The 17,843-nt window shown below is 59.2% G+C and carries 15 protein-coding genes; 4 read left to right on the top strand and 11 right to left on the bottom strand.

Going from position 1 to position 17,843, the window contains the following annotated elements:
• Positions 1–171 precede the first annotated feature (171 nt).
• Positions 172–1,710: a glycerol-3-phosphate dehydrogenase gene (glpD, locus tag QYH43_RS15010; protein ID WP_301157290.1), complete on the top strand. Its 1,539-nt coding sequence runs from the start codon at positions 172–174 to the stop codon at positions 1,708–1,710.
• Between the two features lie 66 nt (positions 1,711–1,776).
• On the opposite strand, the gene QYH43_RS15005 is transcribed toward glpD, so the two are convergent.
• The 3 genes from QYH43_RS15005 to QYH43_RS14995 form a co-directional block, all read right to left on the bottom strand.
• Positions 1,777–2,883, bottom strand: a complete 1,107-nt coding sequence (locus QYH43_RS15005) for an NADH:flavin oxidoreductase/NADH oxidase (protein ID WP_095057039.1) — start codon at positions 2,881–2,883, stop codon at positions 1,777–1,779.
• A gap of 321 nt (positions 2,884–3,204) precedes the next feature.
• Positions 3,205–4,914 carry a single-stranded-DNA-specific exonuclease RecJ gene (gene recJ, locus QYH43_RS15000; protein WP_301157289.1) on the bottom strand — a complete coding sequence of 570 codons (1,710 nt, stop codon included), beginning with the start codon at positions 4,912–4,914 and terminating at the stop codon, positions 3,205–3,207.
• 57 nt (positions 4,915–4,971) lie between these two features.
• Positions 4,972–5,514 carry a YaeQ family protein gene (locus QYH43_RS14995; RefSeq protein ID WP_095057037.1) on the bottom strand — a complete coding sequence of 181 codons (543 nt, stop codon included), beginning with the start codon at positions 5,512–5,514 and terminating at the stop codon, positions 4,972–4,974.
• Between the two features lie 147 nt (positions 5,515–5,661).
• On the opposite strand from QYH43_RS14995, the gene QYH43_RS14990 reads away from it, so the two are divergent.
• Positions 5,662–6,861, top strand: coding sequence for a CaiB/BaiF CoA-transferase family protein (locus QYH43_RS14990; RefSeq protein WP_095057036.1), 1,200 nt, complete (start codon positions 5,662–5,664; stop codon positions 6,859–6,861).
• A complete protein-coding gene (locus QYH43_RS14985) occupies positions 6,815–7,783 on the top strand; it encodes a TIGR02285 family protein (protein ID WP_301157288.1) in 969 nt (322 codons plus the stop codon). The genes QYH43_RS14990 and QYH43_RS14985 overlap by 47 nt, the downstream gene beginning before the upstream one ends.
• Before the next feature lie 179 nt (positions 7,784–7,962).
• Here the strand turns inward: QYH43_RS14985 and QYH43_RS14980 are convergent, their stop codons facing one another.
• The 6 genes from QYH43_RS14980 to xerD form a co-directional block, all read right to left on the bottom strand.
• Positions 7,963–8,250, bottom strand: a complete 288-nt coding sequence (locus QYH43_RS14980; protein ID WP_095057034.1) for a DUF3509 domain-containing protein — start codon at positions 8,248–8,250, stop codon at positions 7,963–7,965.
• 162 nt (positions 8,251–8,412) lie between these two features.
• Positions 8,413–9,753, bottom strand: a complete 1,341-nt coding sequence (locus tag QYH43_RS14975) for a transporter substrate-binding domain-containing protein (RefSeq protein ID WP_095057033.1) — start codon at positions 9,751–9,753, stop codon at positions 8,413–8,415.
• 118 nt (positions 9,754–9,871) lie between these two features.
• Complete coding sequence (thrC, locus tag QYH43_RS14970) at positions 9,872–11,281, bottom strand: threonine synthase (protein ID WP_301157287.1); 1,410 nt, start codon at positions 11,279–11,281, stop codon at positions 9,872–9,874.
• Between the two features lie 111 nt (positions 11,282–11,392).
• Positions 11,393–12,697 (bottom strand): homoserine dehydrogenase, encoded by a 1,305-nt coding sequence (locus tag QYH43_RS14965; protein WP_095057031.1) that lies wholly within the window; start codon positions 12,695–12,697, stop codon positions 11,393–11,395.
• 132 nt (positions 12,698–12,829) lie between these two features.
• Positions 12,830–13,561, bottom strand: a complete 732-nt coding sequence (gene dsbC / locus QYH43_RS14960) for a bifunctional protein-disulfide isomerase/oxidoreductase DsbC (RefSeq protein ID WP_301157286.1) — start codon at positions 13,559–13,561, stop codon at positions 12,830–12,832.
• Positions 13,562–13,746: 185 nt separating this feature from the next.
• A complete protein-coding gene (gene xerD, locus QYH43_RS14955; RefSeq protein WP_301157285.1) occupies positions 13,747–14,643 on the bottom strand; it encodes a site-specific tyrosine recombinase XerD in 897 nt (298 codons plus the stop codon).
• Positions 14,644–14,749: 106 nt separating this feature from the next.
• Between xerD and QYH43_RS14950 the strand changes: the two genes are divergently transcribed.
• Positions 14,750–16,552: a sodium:proton antiporter gene (locus QYH43_RS14950; RefSeq protein ID WP_301157284.1), complete on the top strand. Its 1,803-nt coding sequence runs from the start codon at positions 14,750–14,752 to the stop codon at positions 16,550–16,552.
• A 142-nt stretch (positions 16,553–16,694) separates the two neighbouring features.
• On the opposite strand, the gene rplS is transcribed toward QYH43_RS14950, so the two are convergent.
• Both rplS and trmD read right to left on the bottom strand, forming a co-directional pair.
• Positions 16,695–17,045: a 50S ribosomal protein L19 gene (rplS, locus tag QYH43_RS14945; protein ID WP_003175895.1), complete on the bottom strand. Its 351-nt coding sequence runs from the start codon at positions 17,043–17,045 to the stop codon at positions 16,695–16,697.
• A 45-nt stretch (positions 17,046–17,090) separates the two neighbouring features.
• Entirely contained in the window at positions 17,091–17,843 is a 753-nt protein-coding gene (gene trmD / locus QYH43_RS14940) for a tRNA (guanosine(37)-N1)-methyltransferase TrmD (protein WP_095057027.1), read from the bottom strand.

Here is a 17,843-nt window from a genome sequence, read left to right as displayed (position 1 = left end):
TCAATCCCCCCGCCATACAATGTTCGTAAATTTTCCTTTAACGGCCCTTCGATGAGTATTTTCAATCGAAGCCGGCTGGCTGCGCGCGTCTTTATGGGCTAGTATTTTCGCAAATGAACATTAATGTTCGAATTCAAATACAGAACATCAAGAATTCCGAGGCCCGAGCCGATGCCCACTTCCACCTTGCCTACGCCCCCTCTTTCCGAGGTCTACGATATCGCCGTCATCGGTGGCGGGATCAATGGCGTGGGGATCGCAGCGGATGCTGCCGGCCGCGGGCTGTCGGTGTTCCTTTGCGAAAAGGATGATTTGGCCAGCCACACCTCCTCGGCCAGCAGCAAGCTGATCCACGGTGGACTGCGTTACCTGGAACATTACGAATTCCGCCTCGTGCGCGAAGCCTTGGCTGAGCGCGAAGTGCTGCTGGCCAAGGCGCCGCACATCGTCAAGCAAATGCGTTTCGTGCTGCCACACCGCCCGCACCTGCGCCCGGCCTGGATGATCCGCGCCGGTTTGTTCCTGTATGACAACCTCGGCAAGCGCGAGCAACTGCAAGGTTCGAAAAGCCTGAAATTCGGCCCGGACAGCGCGCTCAAAAGCGAGATCACCAAAGGCTTCGAATACTCCGATTGCTGGGTCGACGATGCACGTCTGGTGGTGTTGAACGCCATGGCGGCCCGGGAAAAAGGCGCCCACGTTCACACTCAAACCCGTTGCGTCAGTGCGCGTCGCGTCAAAGGCCTGTGGCACTTGCACCTGGAGCGCGCCGACGGCAGCCTTTTTTCGATCCGTGCCAAGGCTCTGGTGAACGCCGCCGGCCCATGGGTCGCCAAGTTCATTCGCGACGATCTGAAAATGGAATCGCCGTATGGCATCCGCCTGATTCAGGGCAGCCACCTGATCGTGCCGAAGCTGTACGAAGGTGAACACGCGCACATCCTGCAAAACGAAGATCAGCGCATTGTGTTCACCATTCCGTACTTGAACCATTTCACCCTGATCGGCACCACTGACCGCGAGTACACCGGCGATCCGGCGAAAGTGGCAATCACCGACGGCGAAACCGATTACCTGTTGAACGTGGTCAACGCCCACTTCAAAAAGCAGATCGGCCGTGACGACATCCTGCATAGCTATTCCGGCGTGCGGCCGCTGTGCAACGACGAATCCGATAACCCGTCCGCCGTGACTCGCGACTACACCCTCGCGCTGTCCGGCGCCGGTGAAGAGGCACCGTTGCTGTCGGTGTTCGGCGGCAAGCTCACCACCTACCGCAAACTCGCCGAGTCGGCGCTGGCGCAACTTGCACCGTACTTCAAACACATCCAGCCGAGCTGGACCGCCAGCGCCACGCTGCCGGGCGGTGAAGACATGACCACGCCACAAGCCTTGAGCTCGCGCATTCGCGACCAGTTCGACTGGGTCCCGAGTGAAATCGCACGCCGCTGGGCCACGACCTACGGCAGCCGCACCTGGCGCATGCTCGAAGGCGTTGAGAGTCTGAGGGATCTGGGCGAACACATCGGCAGCGGTCTCTACACCCGCGAAGTCGATTACCTGTGCAGCGAAGAATGGGCCACCACCGCCCACGATATTCTGTGGCGTCGCAGCAAACTCGGCTTGTTCACAACGGCGGAGGAGCAGGAAAAACTCAAGGACTACCTGAACAAGGTCGAGCAGAACCGCAGCAAGATCCAAGCCGCCTGATCGGATATCCAGACAAACGAAAGCCCCTGAATCTCACGACTCAGGGGCTTTTTCATGCCGATGGTTTTAGTCGCGCAGATCCGACTCGTGAATCGGCTGCTCGCGATGGGTCGCCCGTTGATACTGCGCCGGCCAGACCGCCTTGCGTCCGCCCAGATCGTCATCCGCATGCAGCGCCCAGTACGGATCGCGCAACAATTCACGCGCCAGGAAAATGATATCCGCCTGACAGGTGCGCAGAATGTGTTCGGCCTGGGCCGGCTCGGTAATCATGCCGACAGTGCCGGTGGCGATGCCTGACTCTTTGCGTACGCGCTCGGCGAAACGGGTTTGATAGCCGGGCCCCGTGGGGATTTCAGCGTTCACCGCCGTGCCGCCCGACGATACATCGATCAAGTCCACACCCAGGTCTTTCAGGCGACGGGCCAGCTCCACGGTTTCATCCGGATTCCAACCGTCCTCCACCCAGTCGGTCGCCGAGACGCGGACAAACACCGGCAACTCTTCAGGCCACGCCGCACGCACCGCTTCGGTAACCTGCAACACCAATCGGATGCGGTTTTCAAACGAACCGCCGTACTGATCACGGCGTTGGTTGCTCAAGGGCGAAAGAAACTGATGCAGCAGATAACCATGGGCTGCATGGATCTCGACCACCTTGAAGCCTGCGGTCAGCGAGCGCTTGGCCGCATCGACAAAAGCCTGAATGATCGTCGCGATCTCGCCTTCATCCAGCTGCTTGGGCTGGGTGTGCTGGGGATCGAAAGCAATCGGTGAAGGGCCAACCGGAACCCAGCCCCCCTCGTCGGGTTTGACGCTGCCGTGCTTGCCCAGCCACGGTCTGTAGGTACTGGCCTTGCGACCGGCATGGGCCAGTTGAATACCGGCCACGGCGCCTTGCGCCGCGATGAAGCGAGTGATGCGTTGTAAAGGCTCGATCTGTTCATCGCTCCACAGGCCAAGGTCCTGCGCGGTGATGCGCCCATCGGCCGTGATCGCCGTGGCTTCGGTAAACACCAGCCCGGCCCCGCCAACCGCACGGCTGCCGAGGTGGACCAGGTGCCAGTCATTGGCCAGGCCGTCGGCACTTGAGTATTGGCACATCGGCGAGACCGCGACGCGGTTGGGCAGAATCAATTGGCGAAGGGTATAGGGTTCAAGCAGCAGACTCATGGGGCACCTCTCGAATCAGTGGGCAGGCTCCAGGGTTCTGTTTGAAAAGTCGACGAGTGACAGGAAAAAGCTACAGCACCCGCCCCCGCGGGCAAAAAATGGACAAAACGTCACAAGGATAATCAAGCAGTGCTTAGAGCCTAGTCGACATCGCAAGATCAGGGAGGGTTCAAGAATGAAACACCTCCAATCAGCGTCCAATGCGTCCCCTGTGGCGAGGGAGCTTGCTCCCGTTGGTGTGCAAAGCACACCCAATCGCAGTGGCAGGTTTTGGGGCGGCTGCGCCGCCCAGCGGGAGCAAGCTCCCTCGCCACAAAAAAGCTATCGCGGTTCGATGTGGGCAATCATCAGTTGAACCGTCTCGTTTCCGCGAAACTCGTTGAGGTCGAGCTTGTAGGCCAATTCCACCCATTTGATGGTCGGATTCGGCCAGATGTCGCGGTCGATCCCGAATGCGATGCCATCGAGCTTGACCGAGCCGCACTCGCTCTTGAGGACGACTTTAAGATGCCGTTCGCCTACGACGCGCTGCTCGACCAACTGGAACACGCCGTGAAACAACGGCTCCGGGAAATGCTGCCCCCAAGGACCGGCATGGCGCAGGGCGCGGGCCAGTTCCAGATGAAACTCTTCCACCGCCAGCGTGCCGTCCGACAGCAAGCGCCCGGTCAGGTCTTCTTCGCGCAATTGCCGACGCACTTCAGCGTCAAAGGCTTCGGCGAACAGCGGAAAATTCGCTTCCGGCAGCGTCAGGCCGGCGGCCATCGCATGACCACCGTATTTGGTGATCAGGCTCGGATGCTGCGCCGCCACCACGCTCAGGGCATCGCGGATATGAAAGCCCTGGACCGAACGCCCCGACCCCTTGAGCAAACCATCGCCCGCATCGGCGAAGGCAATGGTCGGCCGGAAGTAACGCTCTTTCATGCGAGAGGCGAGGATACCGATGACGCCCTGATGCCACTCGGGATCGAACAGGCACAAGCCGAACGGCATCGACTCCAACGGCAAATCCTTGAGCTGCGCCAGCGCTTCACGCTGCATGCCTTGCTCGATGGATTTGCGGTCCTGGTTCATGCCATCCAGTTGAGCCGCCATTTCGCGAGCCAGCCCGGCGTCGTCGGTCAGCAGGCATTCGATGCCCAGGCTCATGTCGTCCAGACGCCCCGCCGCGTTCAGGCGCGGGCCGACGATGAAGCCCAGGTCGGTCGACGTGATGCGCGTGTGGTCACGCTTGGCCACTTCGAGGATCGCCTTGATCCCCGGTCGGGCGCGTCCGGCACGAATGCGCTCCAGGCCCTGGTGCACCAGAATCCGGTTGTTGGAATCCAGCGGCACCACGTCGGCGACGCTTCCCAAAGCCACCAGATCAAGCAATTCGCCGATGTTCGGCTGCGGCTTGTTCGCGTACCAGCCGAGCTCGCGCAATCGCGCACGCAAGGCCATCAGCACATAGAAAATCACCCCGACACCCGCCAGCGCCTTGCTCGGGAACTCGCAACCGGGCTGGTTCGGATTGACGATGGCATCGGCCAGCGGCAGTTCGTCGCCGGGCAAGTGGTGATCGGTAACCAGCACGTTAAGCCCGGCCTGTTTCGCCGCCGCCACACCTTCGACGCTGGAGATGCCGTTGTCCACGGTGATCAGCAACTGCGGCTGGCGCTCGAGCGCCACGGCAACGATTTCCGGTGTCAGGCCGTAGCCGTAATCGAAGCGATTCGGTACCAGGTAGTCGACATGCGCCGCCCCCAGCAAACGCAAACCCAACGTCCCCACGGTACTGGCCGTCGCACCGTCAGCGTCGAAGTCGCCGACGATCAGAATCCGTTGACGCTGTTCGAGCGCGGTCACCAACAAGTCCACGGCCGCTTCGATGCCTTTGAGCTTCTGGAACGGAATCAGTCGCGCCAGGCTTTTATCCAGCTCGGCTTCAGACTGCACGCCCCGCGCTGCATACAGGCGGGTCAGCAGCGGCGGAATATCACCGAGGAATGGCAGGGTGTCGGGCAGCTGGCGGGGTTCGATGCGCATGGGGTGACAGGGGCTTCTCTTGATGAAGTAGGGTAAAACCGCAGGAACGGCGAGGACTCAGCCGCGCTCGCCCGACAACCATTGCAGCTGGACTTCATGCTGACCACGGTCGTCGGTGACGAAAATCGTCCCTTCGCTGATCATCACGTCCCACTTGATGACGCGAGGCATGTCTTTGGCCAGGGTCTCCAGGACTTCCTGAGGGACCGCCGCGATGTGGACGTTTTTCAGGTTCTTGATCGCCGGGATCACCTTGCCTTCCCAGACGCGCAGGCTGCCATAGGCCAGCAGACTGGTGCGTTCGGTACGGCGCGAGCACCAGGTCAGGCGGTCGGCATCGGGCTGGCCGACTTCGATCCAGTGCAGGACACGGTCATCCAGGCTTTTTTCCCACAAGGCCGGTTCATCCACGTCCGACAGACCACGACCAAACGACAGATGCTCGTTGTACCAGAGGGCGTAGGCCAGCAGGCGCACGGTCATGCGCTCTTCGGTTTCCGATGGGTGGCGGGCGATGGTTTGCTTGACACTCTCGTAGACGCTGCGGTCGAGGTCGGTGAGGTTCAGTTCAAACTTGTAGGTCGTGGACGGCTGGGCCATGTACGGGCTTCTTGATACGGGGAAAGGCGGCAAGTCTAACCGATGCGGCAGGCAATCCACGAATTGATGGTGATCAACCTTGAGCGCCTGATAGTCGGCTATGTTAAAACGCTGTACTCGCTCAATCTTTGTCCTACAGGAACCAGCATGCCGCTCACCGCCAAACCGCTCTCAGGTCTGAAAGTCATCGAATTGGGCACTTTGATTGCCGGCCCCTTTGCGTCGCGCATTTGCGCTGAATTCGGTGCGGACGTGATCAAGATCGAATCCCCGGATGGCGGCGATCCGCTGCGCAAGTGGCGCAAGCTGTATGAAGGCACCTCGTTGTGGTGGTTCGTTCAGGCACGCAACAAAAAGTCCCTGACGCTGAACCTGAAACATCCTGAGGGCCTGGCGATCCTGAAAAAACTCCTGAGCGAAGCGGACATCCTGATCGAGAACTTTCGCCCCGGCGTACTGGAAAAACTCGGTCTCGGCTGGGATGTCCTGCACGCGCTCAACCCGAAACTGGTGATGGTGCGGCTCTCGGGCTTCGGCCAGACCGGCCCGATGAAAGACCAGCCTGGTTTCGGCGCCGTGGGTGAATCCATGGGCGGCCTGCGCTACATCACCGGTTTTGAGGACCGACCACCGGTGCGCACCGGGATTTCCATCGGCGACTCGATTGCCGCGCTCTGGGGCGTGATCGGCGCGCTGATGGCCCTGCGTCATCGCGAGGTCAACGGTGGCCAGGGCCAGGTGGTCGATGTAGCGCTGTACGAAGCGATCTTCGCCATGATGGAAAGCATGGTCCCGGAATTCGACGTGTTCGGGTTCATCCGCGAACGCACCGGCAACATCATGCCTGGCATCACCCCGTCTTCGATCCACACCAGCGCTGACGGCAAGCACGTGCAGATCGGCGCGAACGGCGACGCGATCTTCAAACGCTTCATGCTGATCATTGGCCGCGAAGACCTGGCCAACGATCCTCTACTTGCCAGCAACGATGGCCGTGATAACCGCCGCGATGAGCTTTACGGGGTTATCGATCGCTGGGTCAACTCGCTGCCCCTGGACACTGTCATCGAACGTTTGAATCAAGCCGAAGTACCCGCCAGCCGGATCTTCAGTGCCGAAGACATGTTCAGCGATCCGCAGTACCTCGCCCGGGAAATGTTCCTGCAAGCCAAGCTGCCGGATGGCAAAGATTTCAAGATGCCGGGAATTGTGCCGAAACTCTCTGAGACACCCGGTGATTGTGAATGGGTAGGGCCACAACTGGGCGAGCACAACGCGCAGGTACTCCAGGAACTTGGCTATGACGCGTCGCAGATCACACAACTGCGCAAAGACGGAGCCATCTGAGCTGAAGCGTCTGTTTGCGCGAGTCATCAAGCACTGCCGGTGGCGAAACGGACCGGCGATGTGCGCCATGGCAGGCGCGCTCCTGATCGCCGCCCTGCCTCCCTCGACGCTGGCGCAACCCACGGAAACCCTGATCTGGCTCAAGCGCGATTTGCCGCCGCTGTTCATTTTCGAAGGACCGAAAAAGGATCAGGGCGTCATCGATCAGCTGTTAACGCAATTGATTGCCGGCATGCCTCAATACCAACACAGCGTGATGAGGGTCAATCGCGCACGCGGCCTGCAGATGCTCCATGAGTCAACGTTCACGTGTGATGCGGCGCTGAACTGGAGCAAGGAGCGCGAAACCTGGATCGTGTTTTCCACCCCGGTCTTTCGCGCCATGAGCAATGGTCTGGCCGTGCGGCGTGCTGATCGCGACGTGTTGACCCCGTTCATCAAGGACGGCGAGGTGGACCTGTCGGCCCTCTTGGCGACCGGCAGCGTCACGCTGGGGATTGTTGCCGAGCGCAACTACGGCGAGTACCTCGACGCACTCCTGAAACAAGCACCGACCAAGGCACTTGCGCTGCATTACGGCAACGACGCTTTGGGCAGCCTGCTGCAAATGCAACGCCTGGGGCGCTTGCAAGTGCTGTTGGGTTATCGTCCGGAAATTCGTTACCAGGCGCAGCAGGAGGGGATCGCAGAAGATGAATTGCAGTTCTACCCGATTCGCGGCACGGGTAAGTACCTGTCAGGCTACATCGGCTGCACCGACACACCACAGGGCCGACAGGCGATTATCGAGATCAATCGACTGCTACGCGCCCTGCCCCGCGAGCCATTGAGCGAGGCGTACGCGGCCTGGCTCGATCCGGAAAGCCGCAGCGATTACCTGAAGGCTGCCAAAGAGTTTTTTGAGCAACAGGCCGGACAGTGAATAAATCGCGGGCAAAAAGGCAAAAAGAAACCCCGAGCAGTGGGAAGACTACTCGGGGTTAAACGTGGCCTACATAAAGACCCGTAGTAGCAAGCTACAAGCACCGGAGCACAATGCTTGATCCTGCTATTACCCGATCTGACTGACCTGCGCGCAGGAAGGTTCCCAGCGAAATCCCGTCAATTGCGGCTGGCCATCAACTTGTCCTGGGCAGCATTGCGCAACGCTGCGATGACACAGGGCTCCAGGCGTCCCTCCGCAATCAGCACGTCGCGATGCAATCCATCGACCACGTCCGTCAGCAAGCGCTTGTCGTTCAACTGGGCCTGATTGAACGCTCGCTTGACGACCGTGGCGCCCATCGAATTCTTCAGGGTTACCAGGCATTCGCCATGAATGCCTGAAGGGGTCATTGTGACTTGATACGGGCTCAGCGCCTCACCGAGCAACAGACTGATACTTTCCATCCCGATCACCACTCAATAGTCCGAAACAACGTGCCTTGGGCGTGCCTGCAATGAATGACCACGGACCCGAGAAGAAAGTTCTGGAGACTGACCGCAAGGCGCACCCGCGAATCAGCTCAAGTGAGCATGCACGGCGAACATGACAGAGAAAAAACGCTGCCGTCACGCCTGTCGGCTTCGTCGATCGATTTCAGCCCAACCGCCCAGCAATCCTCGCAACTGCCCGTCTGCACCATAAAACGGCACCGTCCACTGGTAAACATCCCTGATACCGTCCTTGAACCTCAATTGACGCTCAATAAAGCGAGTCCGGCGTGTTTCCAGCTGGCTCATGAATTCGGCATGCAGAAGTTCAGCGGTGCGTTTCGGCAAGACATCGACTTCGATCAACTGTCGACCTTGAACCTGATCAAACCGGGTCGACAACACCTCCTCATAACTTTTGTTGCACATCACCAATCGCCCTTGCAGGTCACGGACAAACATTGGATCAGGCATGGCATCCAGTAATGCGTGCTGGAAGGCGAGTTGATCACTGAGGCTTTTTTCGGCCTCGAACCGCTGCCTGACCAGCACTGTCAAACGCCGGTTCCACAGCAGCGACAACAGGCCGAATACGCTGGCGATAACGATGCCTTCGCAGACCCAGTGGCGCAGTGTCTGCCACAGACCGGGCACCTTGGATGGCGTGACGCCACTGAACCACTTCAGGCGAATGACACGTAACTCTTCTGGAGGAAACGCATTCAGGGCCTTGTTCAGGATGCTCAACAATTGCGGTTGCCCCTTGCGTACCGACAGGTAATCCGCGTCCCATATGCCCGGCACCACCGCACCGACCTGCAACAGCCCGGATGGATAGAGCTGCGCTCCAACTTCATTTTCGATGGTGGCGTAGGCGTCACCGCTTTCCACCCAGGCACGTGCCTCGGCGTTGGTTTTCACCGTACGCACCTCAATGGCCGGGTAGTCGCGACGGATCGCCGCTTCCAATGCATGCCGGGCCGGCAGCACCAGCACCCGTTTCGCCAGTTCTTCCAGCGATTGCACCCGTGGCGCCCCGACTCGCCCGACAAATACCCAACCGGCACCACCAAACGCATGACTGAAATCCAGCAACGTCTTGCGCTCGTCGTTCATCGACAGCATTGAGCTCAAGTCCGCCCCGCCATTTTCCAGTTTCACCAGCATCTGATCGGTAGAGAACGACTCTTCGAAAACGAACTGCACCCCCGTCATCACGCTGATGCGCTTGAGTACATCAAAGTGCAAGCCGCTCCATTGACCCTGCTTGTCCTTGAACAGGTACAACGGATAATCCAGCGCCGTGACGACGACGCGCGGGTGAGTGGCGATCCACTGCAACTCCTGCGCATCCAGCGTGATCGTCGCATCGCGCTCATGCATGTCCATCGGCGCCGCAATACCCCATTGGCCGATGCCCATGATTGCGAGCAGAAACAGCCAGTACGCGGCCGGTTTGACCCCTTTTGAAAACAGCATTGCCACATCCTTCGTGATCGACTCGCCCTTCCTTTCTGGGCGACAACACGACAAGTGTGCATGCAGAAATGAAAAAGCCCGTCAGGAGACGGGCTTCAAAATGTGACAGCTTTGACCGTTACAACGGCTTGCCACGGTTGCCATGCTGACTGACAAAGGCCTGTACGGCTTTCAGGTCATTCGGCAACACGGTGCAACGCTCATCTCGCTCAAACAAATCAGAAAGATGTGCAGGCAGTTCAAGCGTTTTTCCTACACCGGCCTTTTCCACGGCATCCGGGAATTTGACCGGATGGGCAGTGCCCAGGATCACCATTGGAATGTCCAGGCTGCGACGGCATTCACGCGCGGCTTTGACACCAATCGCAGTGTGCGGATCGAGCACTTCACCGGTCTGCTCATAGACTTCGGCGATGGTTTCGCACGTTTGCGCGTCATCCACAGCCAACGAGTCGAACAATTTGCGGGCTTCGGTCCAGCGCTCTTGCTCGACGCTGAAACCACCGCCCTGCTTGAACGAATCCATCAGCCCGGCGATGGCCGCGCCATTGCGACCGTGCAGGTCGAACAGCAGGCGTTCGAAGTTCGACGACACCATGATGTCCATCGACGGCGACAGCGTGGCGTGCAGGGTGTCCTTGACGTACTGGTTGCCGCTCATGAAGCGGTGCAGGATGTCGTTGCGGTTGGTGGCGACGATCAACTGGTTGATCGGCAGGCCCATGTTGCGCGCCAGGTAACCGGCGAAGATGTCGCCGAAGTTGCCGGTCGGCACCGAGAACGACACCGAACGCGCCGGGCCGCCCAACTGCAGGGATGCATGGAAGTAGTAAACGATCTGGGCCATGATCCGCGCCCAGTTGATCGAGTTCACCGCTACCAGACGCGTGCCCTTGAGGAAACTCTGGTCGGCGAAGCTTGCCTTGACCATTTCCTGGCAATCATCGAAGTTACCTTCGATGGCGATGTTGTGGATGTTCTCACCGAAAATGGTGGTCATCTGCCGACGCTGCACTTCAGACACACGGTTGTGCGGGTGCAGGATGAAGATGTCGACGTTTTCGCAGTGCTTGCAGCCTTCGATGGCGGCCGAGCCGGTGTCACCAGAGGTGGCACCGACGATCACTACGCGCTCGCCGCGCTTTTCCAGCACGTAGTCGAGCAAACGACCCAGCAGTTGCAGGGCGAAGTCCTTGAACGCCAGGGTCGGGCCGTGGAACAGCTCCAGCACCCATTCGTTGCCGTTCAGCTGACGCAGCGGCGCAACGGCGCTGTGGGCGAACACGCCATAGGTTTCTTCAAGAATCTTTTTGAAATCGGCGTCCGGAATGCTGCCGGTGACGAACGGGCGCATGACGCGAAAAGCCAGCTCGTGATACGGCAGACCGGCCCAGGAAGCGATTTCTTCCTGGGTGAAACGTGGCAGGTTTTCCGGGACGTACAGACCGCCGTCGGTGGCAAGACCTGCCAGCAGGACGTCTTCGAAATTAAGGGCCGGTGCCTGGCCGCGGGTACTGATGTAGCGCATAGGGGCAAACCTTCGGTTTGGGCTTCAAGCTTCAAGCTTCAAGCTGCAAGTTCAAAGCACCGAGGCTTTTAGCTTGCAGCTTGCAGCTGACGGCTTGCAGCTGCTTCTAAATTAGTTCAGGTGCTCGACACGGATCCGTACAACCGGACCGACCACACCCGCCAGGGCTTCCAGAGCAGCGATGGCGTCGTTGATGTGCTGTTCCAGCACGCGGTGGGTCAGCAGGATCATCGGCACCAGGCCGTCGTGTTCCTCGGCTTCCTTCTGCATGATCGACTCAATGTTGATGCCGCGCTCCGAGAGGATGCTCGCGACCTGAGCCAACACGCCCGGATGATCCTTGGCCTGAATGCGCAGGTAGTAAGCGCTTTCGCAGGCTTCGATCGGCAGGATCGGGTGAGCCGACAGCGAATCCGGCTGGAAGGCCAGATGCGGTACGCGGTTTTCCGGGTCGGACGTCATGGCGCGAACCACGTCCACCAGGTCGGCGATCACCGACGAAGCGGTAGGCTCCATTCCGGCGCCAGCGCCGTAGAACAGGGTCGAACCGGCAGCATCGCCGTTGACCATCACCGCGTTCATCACACCGTTGACGTTGGCGATCAGGCGATCAGCCGGAATCAGCGTCGGGTGTACGCGCAGTTCAATACCCGCCGCGGTGCTGCGCGCCACGCCCAGGTGCTTGATGCGGTAGCCCAGCGCTTCGGCGTAGTTCACGTCGGCGGTGGTCAGTTTGGTGATGCCTTCGGTGTAAGCCTTTTCGAACTGCAGCGGAATGCCGAACGCAATCGAAGCCAGGATCGTCAGCTTGTGGGCCGCGTCGATGCCTTCGACGTCGAAGGTCGGATCAGCCTCGGCGTAACCCAGTGCCTGGGCTTCAGCCAACACGTCTTCGAAGGTGCGACCCTTCTCGCGCATTTCCGTAAGGATGAAGTTGCCAGTGCCGTTGATGATGCCGGCCACCCAGTTGATGCGGTTGGCGGACAGGCCTTCACGGATCGCCTTGATCACCGGGATGCCACCGGCCACGGCCGCTTCGAAGGCGACAATCACGCCCTTCTCGCGAGCCTTGGCGAAAATTTCGTTACCGTGAACGGCAATCAGAGCCTTGTTCGCGGTGACCACATGCTTGCCATTCTCGATGGCCTTGAGTACCAGCTCGCGGGCAACGGTGTAGCCGCCCATCAGCTCTATCACGATGTCGATCTCAGGGTTCGTGGCCACTTCGAAGACATCGTTGGTAATCGCAATACCGGTCGTTTGGAACTGAGGCTTTGGCGTGCGCATGGCAATTTGTGCCACTTCGATCCCACGCCCGGCACGACGAGCAATTTCCTCGGCGTTGCGCTGAAGTACGTTGAAGGTACCGCCACCGACGGTTCCTAACCCACAGATGCCTACTTTGACCGGTTTCACTGTGAACTCCCCATAAAACGACCGACTCAAGGCCGGCCGTGGAAACAACCGCGTGCTCGCGGCTCTCTATTAATGGCCCGGCGATGTTGCTGCCGGACCATGCTCGTCAAGGCTGGCCGTGACGATGCGAATCTACTTCGCGCCCAGTGCCAGTTTGGCGACTTGTGGCGCAGGCTGGTAGCCCGGAATGACCTGACCGTCAGCCAAAACGATGGCCGGTGTGCCGTTCACGCCAATCGACTGACCGAGGGCAAACTGCTTGGAAACCGGGTTATCGCACTTGGCGGCCTTGATTTCCTTGCCTTCAGCCATTTTGTCCATGGCCGCTTTCTTGTCTTTCGAGCACCACACCGCTTGCAACTGCTCGTCACCCGGCGAACCCAGGCCCTGGCGCGGGAACGCGATGTAACGCACTTCAATGCCGCGCTTGTTCAGCTCAGGCACTTCGGCGTGCAGCTTGTGGCAGTACGGGCAGGTGGTGTCGGTGAAAACGGTGATGTGCGATTTGGTTTCGCCAATGGCCGGGTACACCACGGTTTCAGCGACCGGAATAGCGTTGATCAGCTTGGAGATGCCCAGGCGCTCGGTCTTCTCGGTCAGGTTGATCGGCGTGCCGTCCTTGAGCTGGAACATATAGCCCTGAACCACGTACTGACCGTCGGCGCTGGCGTAGAGAACGCGGCTGCCCTTGAGTTTGACTTCGTACAGGCCCGGCAGCGGGCTGGGTGTAATGGTTTCTACCGGCACTTCGAGCTGGAGGTTTTCCAGGCTTTTACGAATGGCTTTGTCGGCCGCGTCATCGGCGACGGCAAAGGTGCTGACCATCGCAATGGCGGCGGCAGCGAGAATCTGGGTCAGACGCATGAGAACTCCTGAAGGCGAACATATGGGACGATCAGAACACCCGTGCCGAAACACCGGGTCATAACCGCCCATCGTGCAAACCGGCAAAGCCTATCACATAAGGCCGGTGTGGCCGAATGCACCTGTCGCCAGACAACACGAGCTCGACGCATGACGCATAGATGGATGATGTTCCCTGGACGTCGTCAGCCGCGGGGATGGTGTTTGGCGTGCAGGTCTTGCAAACGGGCGCGGGCAACGTGGGTATAAATCTGCGTGGTCGATAAATCGCTGTGCCCCAACAGCATCTGCACCACCCGCAAATCAGCACCGTGGTTCAACAAGTGCGTGGCAAACGCATGGCGCAAGGTGTGCGGCGACAGCGACTTGCCGATCCCCGCCACCTTGGCCTGGTGCTTGATCCGGTGCCAGAAGGTCTGGCGGGTCATTTGCTCGCCACGCAGACTGGGGAACAACACATCGCTGGGACGCCCGCCGAGCAGTTCACCACGGGCATCACGCATGTAGCGCTCGACCCAGACAATCGCCTCCTCGCCCATTGGCACCAGACGCTCCTTGCTGCCCTTGCCCATCACCCGCAAGACCCCTTGGCGCAGATTGACCTGTTCCAGGGTCAGGCTGATCAATTCCGTCACACGCAGCCCGCAGGCATACAACACCTCGAGCATGGCGCGATCACGCTGTCCGATGGCTTCGCTCAGATCCGGCGCTTTGAGCAGTGCTTCTACATCGGCTTCCGACAAGGATTTGGGCAACGGACGACCGAGTTGCGGCATATCCACGCGCAAGGTGGGATCGACCGAGATCAGTTTTTCCCGCAATAGATAGCGATAAAAGCCACGCACACCGGAGAGAAATCGTGCGGTGGATCGAGGCTTGTAGTTTTGTTCGAGACGCCAGGCCAGGTGGTCGAGAATCAACTCCCGCCCGGCATTGGCCAGTTCCAGGCCTTTTTCCTGCAACCAGCCGTTGAACAGGGCCAGGTCGCTGCGATAGGCATCGCGGGTGTTATCGGAAAGACCTTTTTCCAGCCACAGGGCATCAAGGAATTGATCTATCAGTGGATGATCGATGGCAGGCATGGGCACTCAAGTCGCGTAGCCTTCAGACTGCGCACAAAATTAAAATGGACATGAAATCGGCCGCTAGTCTTTCATAGGCTGGCATCTCAAGGAACAGGGAGCAGTCATGAGCGAGCAGCAAATCTTATTGGCGTTTGGCGGTATCGGTGCGGCGGCACTGGGCTGTCAGTGGTTGGCCTGGCGCCTGAAGCTGCCGGCAATTCTTTTTCTGTTGCTGACCGGGATTCTGGCCGGACCGGTGTTGCACTTGCTCGACCCGCAGGAAATGTTCGGCCCACTGCTGATGCCACTGGTGTCATTGGCGGTGGCGTTGATTCTGTTTGAAGGCAGCCTGACGCTGCATCTGTCGGAATGGCGCGAGATCGGCAGTGTCGTTCATCGACTGGTGACACTGGGCGCGCTCTCAACCTGGATTGTGATTGCCGTCGCCACGCACTGGCTACTGGGTTTTGACTGGATGCTGTCGATACTTTTCGGCAGCCTGACGCTGGTCACCGGGCCGACCGTGATCGTGCCCATGTTGCGCGTCGTACGACCCAAAGCCTCGATCGCCAACATCCTGCGTTGGGAAGGGATTGTCATCGATCCTATCGGCGCGCTGCTGGCGGTAGTCGTCTATAGCTTCATCATTGCCAACACCGAAGGTAATGGCATTAAAGAAAGCTTGCTGACTTTCGGCGGCGTGATTCTGTGTGGCAGTCTCTTCGGGATTTTTGGTGGCTGGTTGCTCGGCACCCTGATACGCCGCCAGTGGCTGCCGGAATACCTGCATAACCTGGCAGCACTCGCCGCTGTTCTGGGGATTTTTATTGCGTCCAACGCAGTCACGCACGAATCCGGATTGCTGGCCGTGACGCTCATGGGCATGTGGCTGGCCAACATGAAAGGCGTGGATGTTCGGCACATCCTGCACTTCAAGGAAAACCTCAGCGTCCTGCTGATCTCCGGCCTGTTCATTTTGCTGGCGGCACGACTGGATCTGAACGCGATGATCGGGCTCGGGCCGCTGGTGCTCATACTGCTGCTGATCATCCAGTTCATTGCGCGCCCCCTGAACGTATTGCTCAGCACCGCAGGATCAAGCCTGAACTGGCGCGAACGTGCGCTGTTGGCGTGGATTGCCCCGCGGGGGATCGTTGCGGCAGCCGTGTCGGCGATCTTCGCCATTCGCTTGCATGAGGCCGGTCATCAAGGTGCATTGCTGCTGGTGCCGCTGACGTTCGCGGTGATCATTGGCACCGTCGTATTGCAAAGCGCTACGGCGAGGCCACTGGCGCGCTTGTTGAAAGTCGCGGAGCCGGCGCCGAGCGGATTTCTGATCATCGGCGCCAACGGACCTGCGCGCACGCTGGGCAAAGCACTGCAACAACTGGGCAGTCGCGTGCTGTTGACCGACTCCAGCTGGGAAAACATTCGGGCTGCGCGGATGGAAGGGTTGCCGACCTACTTTGGCAACCCGGCTTCACAACACGCCGATGCCCATCTGGACCTGGTAGGTCTGGGACATCTTCTGGCGCTATCGCCGTCCGGTGAGATGAACACGCTGGCATTGATGCGCTTTCGTCATGAGCTGGGTCATCAGCGGATGTTCGGCCTGGACAGCGGCCAGGAAAGCCGTCGCACCGACAAGCATCGGACCAGCCTGGAGCATCGCGGCAATCAACTGGGCAGCGAGGCGCTGACCTACGCCAAGCTTGCGAGCCAATTGAGCCAGGGCTCCGAGCTGTACAGCACGACATTGAAGGAGGGATTCAGCTGGGACGATTACCGCGCGCTGCATGGCGATCGGGCGACCTTGCTGTTCGTACGCGACGACAGTGGCTGGGTGCATGTGGTGACACCGGACAGCACACTGAAGCCTTCGGCGGGTTGGACATTGCTGGCGTTGATTCAGCCCGAGTCGGAGTAAATCCAAAAGATCGCAGCCTTCGGCAGCTCTGAATTCAACCTGCAGGAGCTGCCGCAGGCTGCGATCTTTTTAACCTGGCACCAAATCGCAGGCAACAAAAAAGCAGCCCGCAGGCTGCTTTTTTCTGCATCGGAAGCTGGACTTAAGCCAGTTTTTCCTTGATGCGAGCTGCTTTACCAGACAGGTCACGCAGGTAGTACAGCTTGGCTTTACGTACGTCACCGCGACGTTTAACGGCCATGCTGTCGATTTGCGGGCTGTAGGTCTGGAAAGTACGTTCTACGCCAACACCGTTGGAGATTTTACGAACGGTGAATGCACTGTTTACGCCGCGGTTACGCTTGGCGATAACAACACCTTCGAACGCTTGCAGACGCGAACGGTCGCCTTCCTTCACTTTCACCTGAACGACAATGGTGTCGCCCGGGGCAAAGGTAGGGATCTCTTTGGTCATCTGCTCTGCTTCGAGTGCAAGGATGATTTTGTTAGTCATGCTGTGCTCCTAAGGTAAATCGTCGGATCTACCATCGATACGTTGTTAACTATCGTCCCGCTCGAGGATGTATTCCTCGAGCAGCTTCTTCTCTTCTCCAGAAAGCGAGCGGCTTTCCAGAAGATCGGCGCGTCGTTCATAGGTCCGACCAAGGGACTGCTGTAAACGCCAACGCCGGATGTGCGCGTGATTGCCACTTAGCAATACGTCGGGAACACGCTGATCCGCATACACCTCCGGTCGGGTGTAGTGCGGGCAATCCAGCAAACCATCCGTAAAGGAATCTTCCTCGGCGGAGTCCGCATGCCCTAAAGCTCCAGGCAGCAGTCGTGTAACCGCATCGATCAGGACCATCGCCGGCAGCTCGCCGCCAGACAGTACATAGTCGCCAATCGACCACTCTTCATCGACATGAGCATCAATAAAACGCTCGTCAATGCCTTCGTAGCGGCCGGCAATCAGGATCAATGCATCCAGATTCGCCAACTCGCGTACCGCCGACTGATTCAGTTGACGGCCTTGGGGGGACAGGTAAATCACCTTCGCCGCCTCCCCGGCTGCTGCCTTGGCCTGAGCCAGAGCATCTTCCAGGGGCTTGATCTTCATCACCATGCCCGGACCACCGCCAAACGGGCGATCGTCCACAGTGTGATGTCGATCCGTCGTGTAGTCTCGCGGATTCCAACAGGTGAGCTGCAAGAGCCCCTGTTTCACCGCACGACTGGTGATGCCGTACTCGCTGATGGCGGAGAACATCTCGGGAAACAAACTGATCACTTCTACGCGCAAGTTAGCCAC

It is taken from the genome of Pseudomonas sp. C32 (genome assembly GCF_030417915.1).
Taxonomy (GTDB): domain Bacteria; phylum Pseudomonadota; class Gammaproteobacteria; order Pseudomonadales; family Pseudomonadaceae; genus Aquipseudomonas.
Note: the sequence above shows the minus strand (reverse complement) of the source record. Positions and strands in the feature narration are given on the sequence as shown.

What these genes read in the sequence shown, in the direction of transcription:
- xerD (WP_301157285.1), bottom strand. Translation starts at nt 14,643, where the DNA reads ATGCCTGCCATCGATCATCCACTGATAGATCAATTCCTTGATGCCCTG.
- recJ (WP_301157289.1), bottom strand. Translation starts at nt 4,914, where the DNA reads ATGCGCATCGAACCCCGCCAGCTGCCCGACACCCTGCCATTCCTCGGT.
- dsbC (WP_301157286.1), bottom strand. Translation starts at nt 13,561, where the DNA reads ATGCGTCTGACCCAGATTCTCGCTGCCGCCGCCATTGCGATGGTCAGC.
- QYH43_RS14995 (WP_095057037.1), bottom strand. Translation starts at nt 5,514, where the DNA reads ATGGCCCAGCCGTCCACGACCTACAAGTTTGAACTGAACCTCACCGAC.
- thrC (WP_301157287.1), bottom strand. Translation starts at nt 11,281, where the DNA reads ATGCGCTACATCAGTACCCGCGGCCAGGCACCGGCCCTTAATTTCGAA.
- QYH43_RS14975 (WP_095057033.1), bottom strand. Translation starts at nt 9,753, where the DNA reads ATGCTGTTTTCAAAAGGGGTCAAACCGGCCGCGTACTGGCTGTTTCTG.
- QYH43_RS14990 (WP_095057036.1), top strand. Translation starts at nt 5,662, where the DNA reads ATGCCGCTCACCGCCAAACCGCTCTCAGGTCTGAAAGTCATCGAATTG.
- QYH43_RS14950 (WP_301157284.1), top strand. Translation starts at nt 14,750, where the DNA reads ATGAGCGAGCAGCAAATCTTATTGGCGTTTGGCGGTATCGGTGCGGCG.
- QYH43_RS15005 (WP_095057039.1), bottom strand. Translation starts at nt 2,883, where the DNA reads ATGAGTCTGCTGCTTGAACCCTATACCCTTCGCCAATTGATTCTGCCC.
- glpD (WP_301157290.1), top strand. Translation starts at nt 172, where the DNA reads ATGCCCACTTCCACCTTGCCTACGCCCCCTCTTTCCGAGGTCTACGAT.
- rplS (WP_003175895.1), bottom strand. Translation starts at nt 17,045, where the DNA reads ATGACTAACAAAATCATCCTTGCACTCGAAGCAGAGCAGATGACCAAA.
- QYH43_RS14985 (WP_301157288.1), top strand. Translation starts at nt 6,815, where the DNA reads ATGACGCGTCGCAGATCACACAACTGCGCAAAGACGGAGCCATCTGAG.
- QYH43_RS14980 (WP_095057034.1), bottom strand. Translation starts at nt 8,250, where the DNA reads ATGGAAAGTATCAGTCTGTTGCTCGGTGAGGCGCTGAGCCCGTATCAA.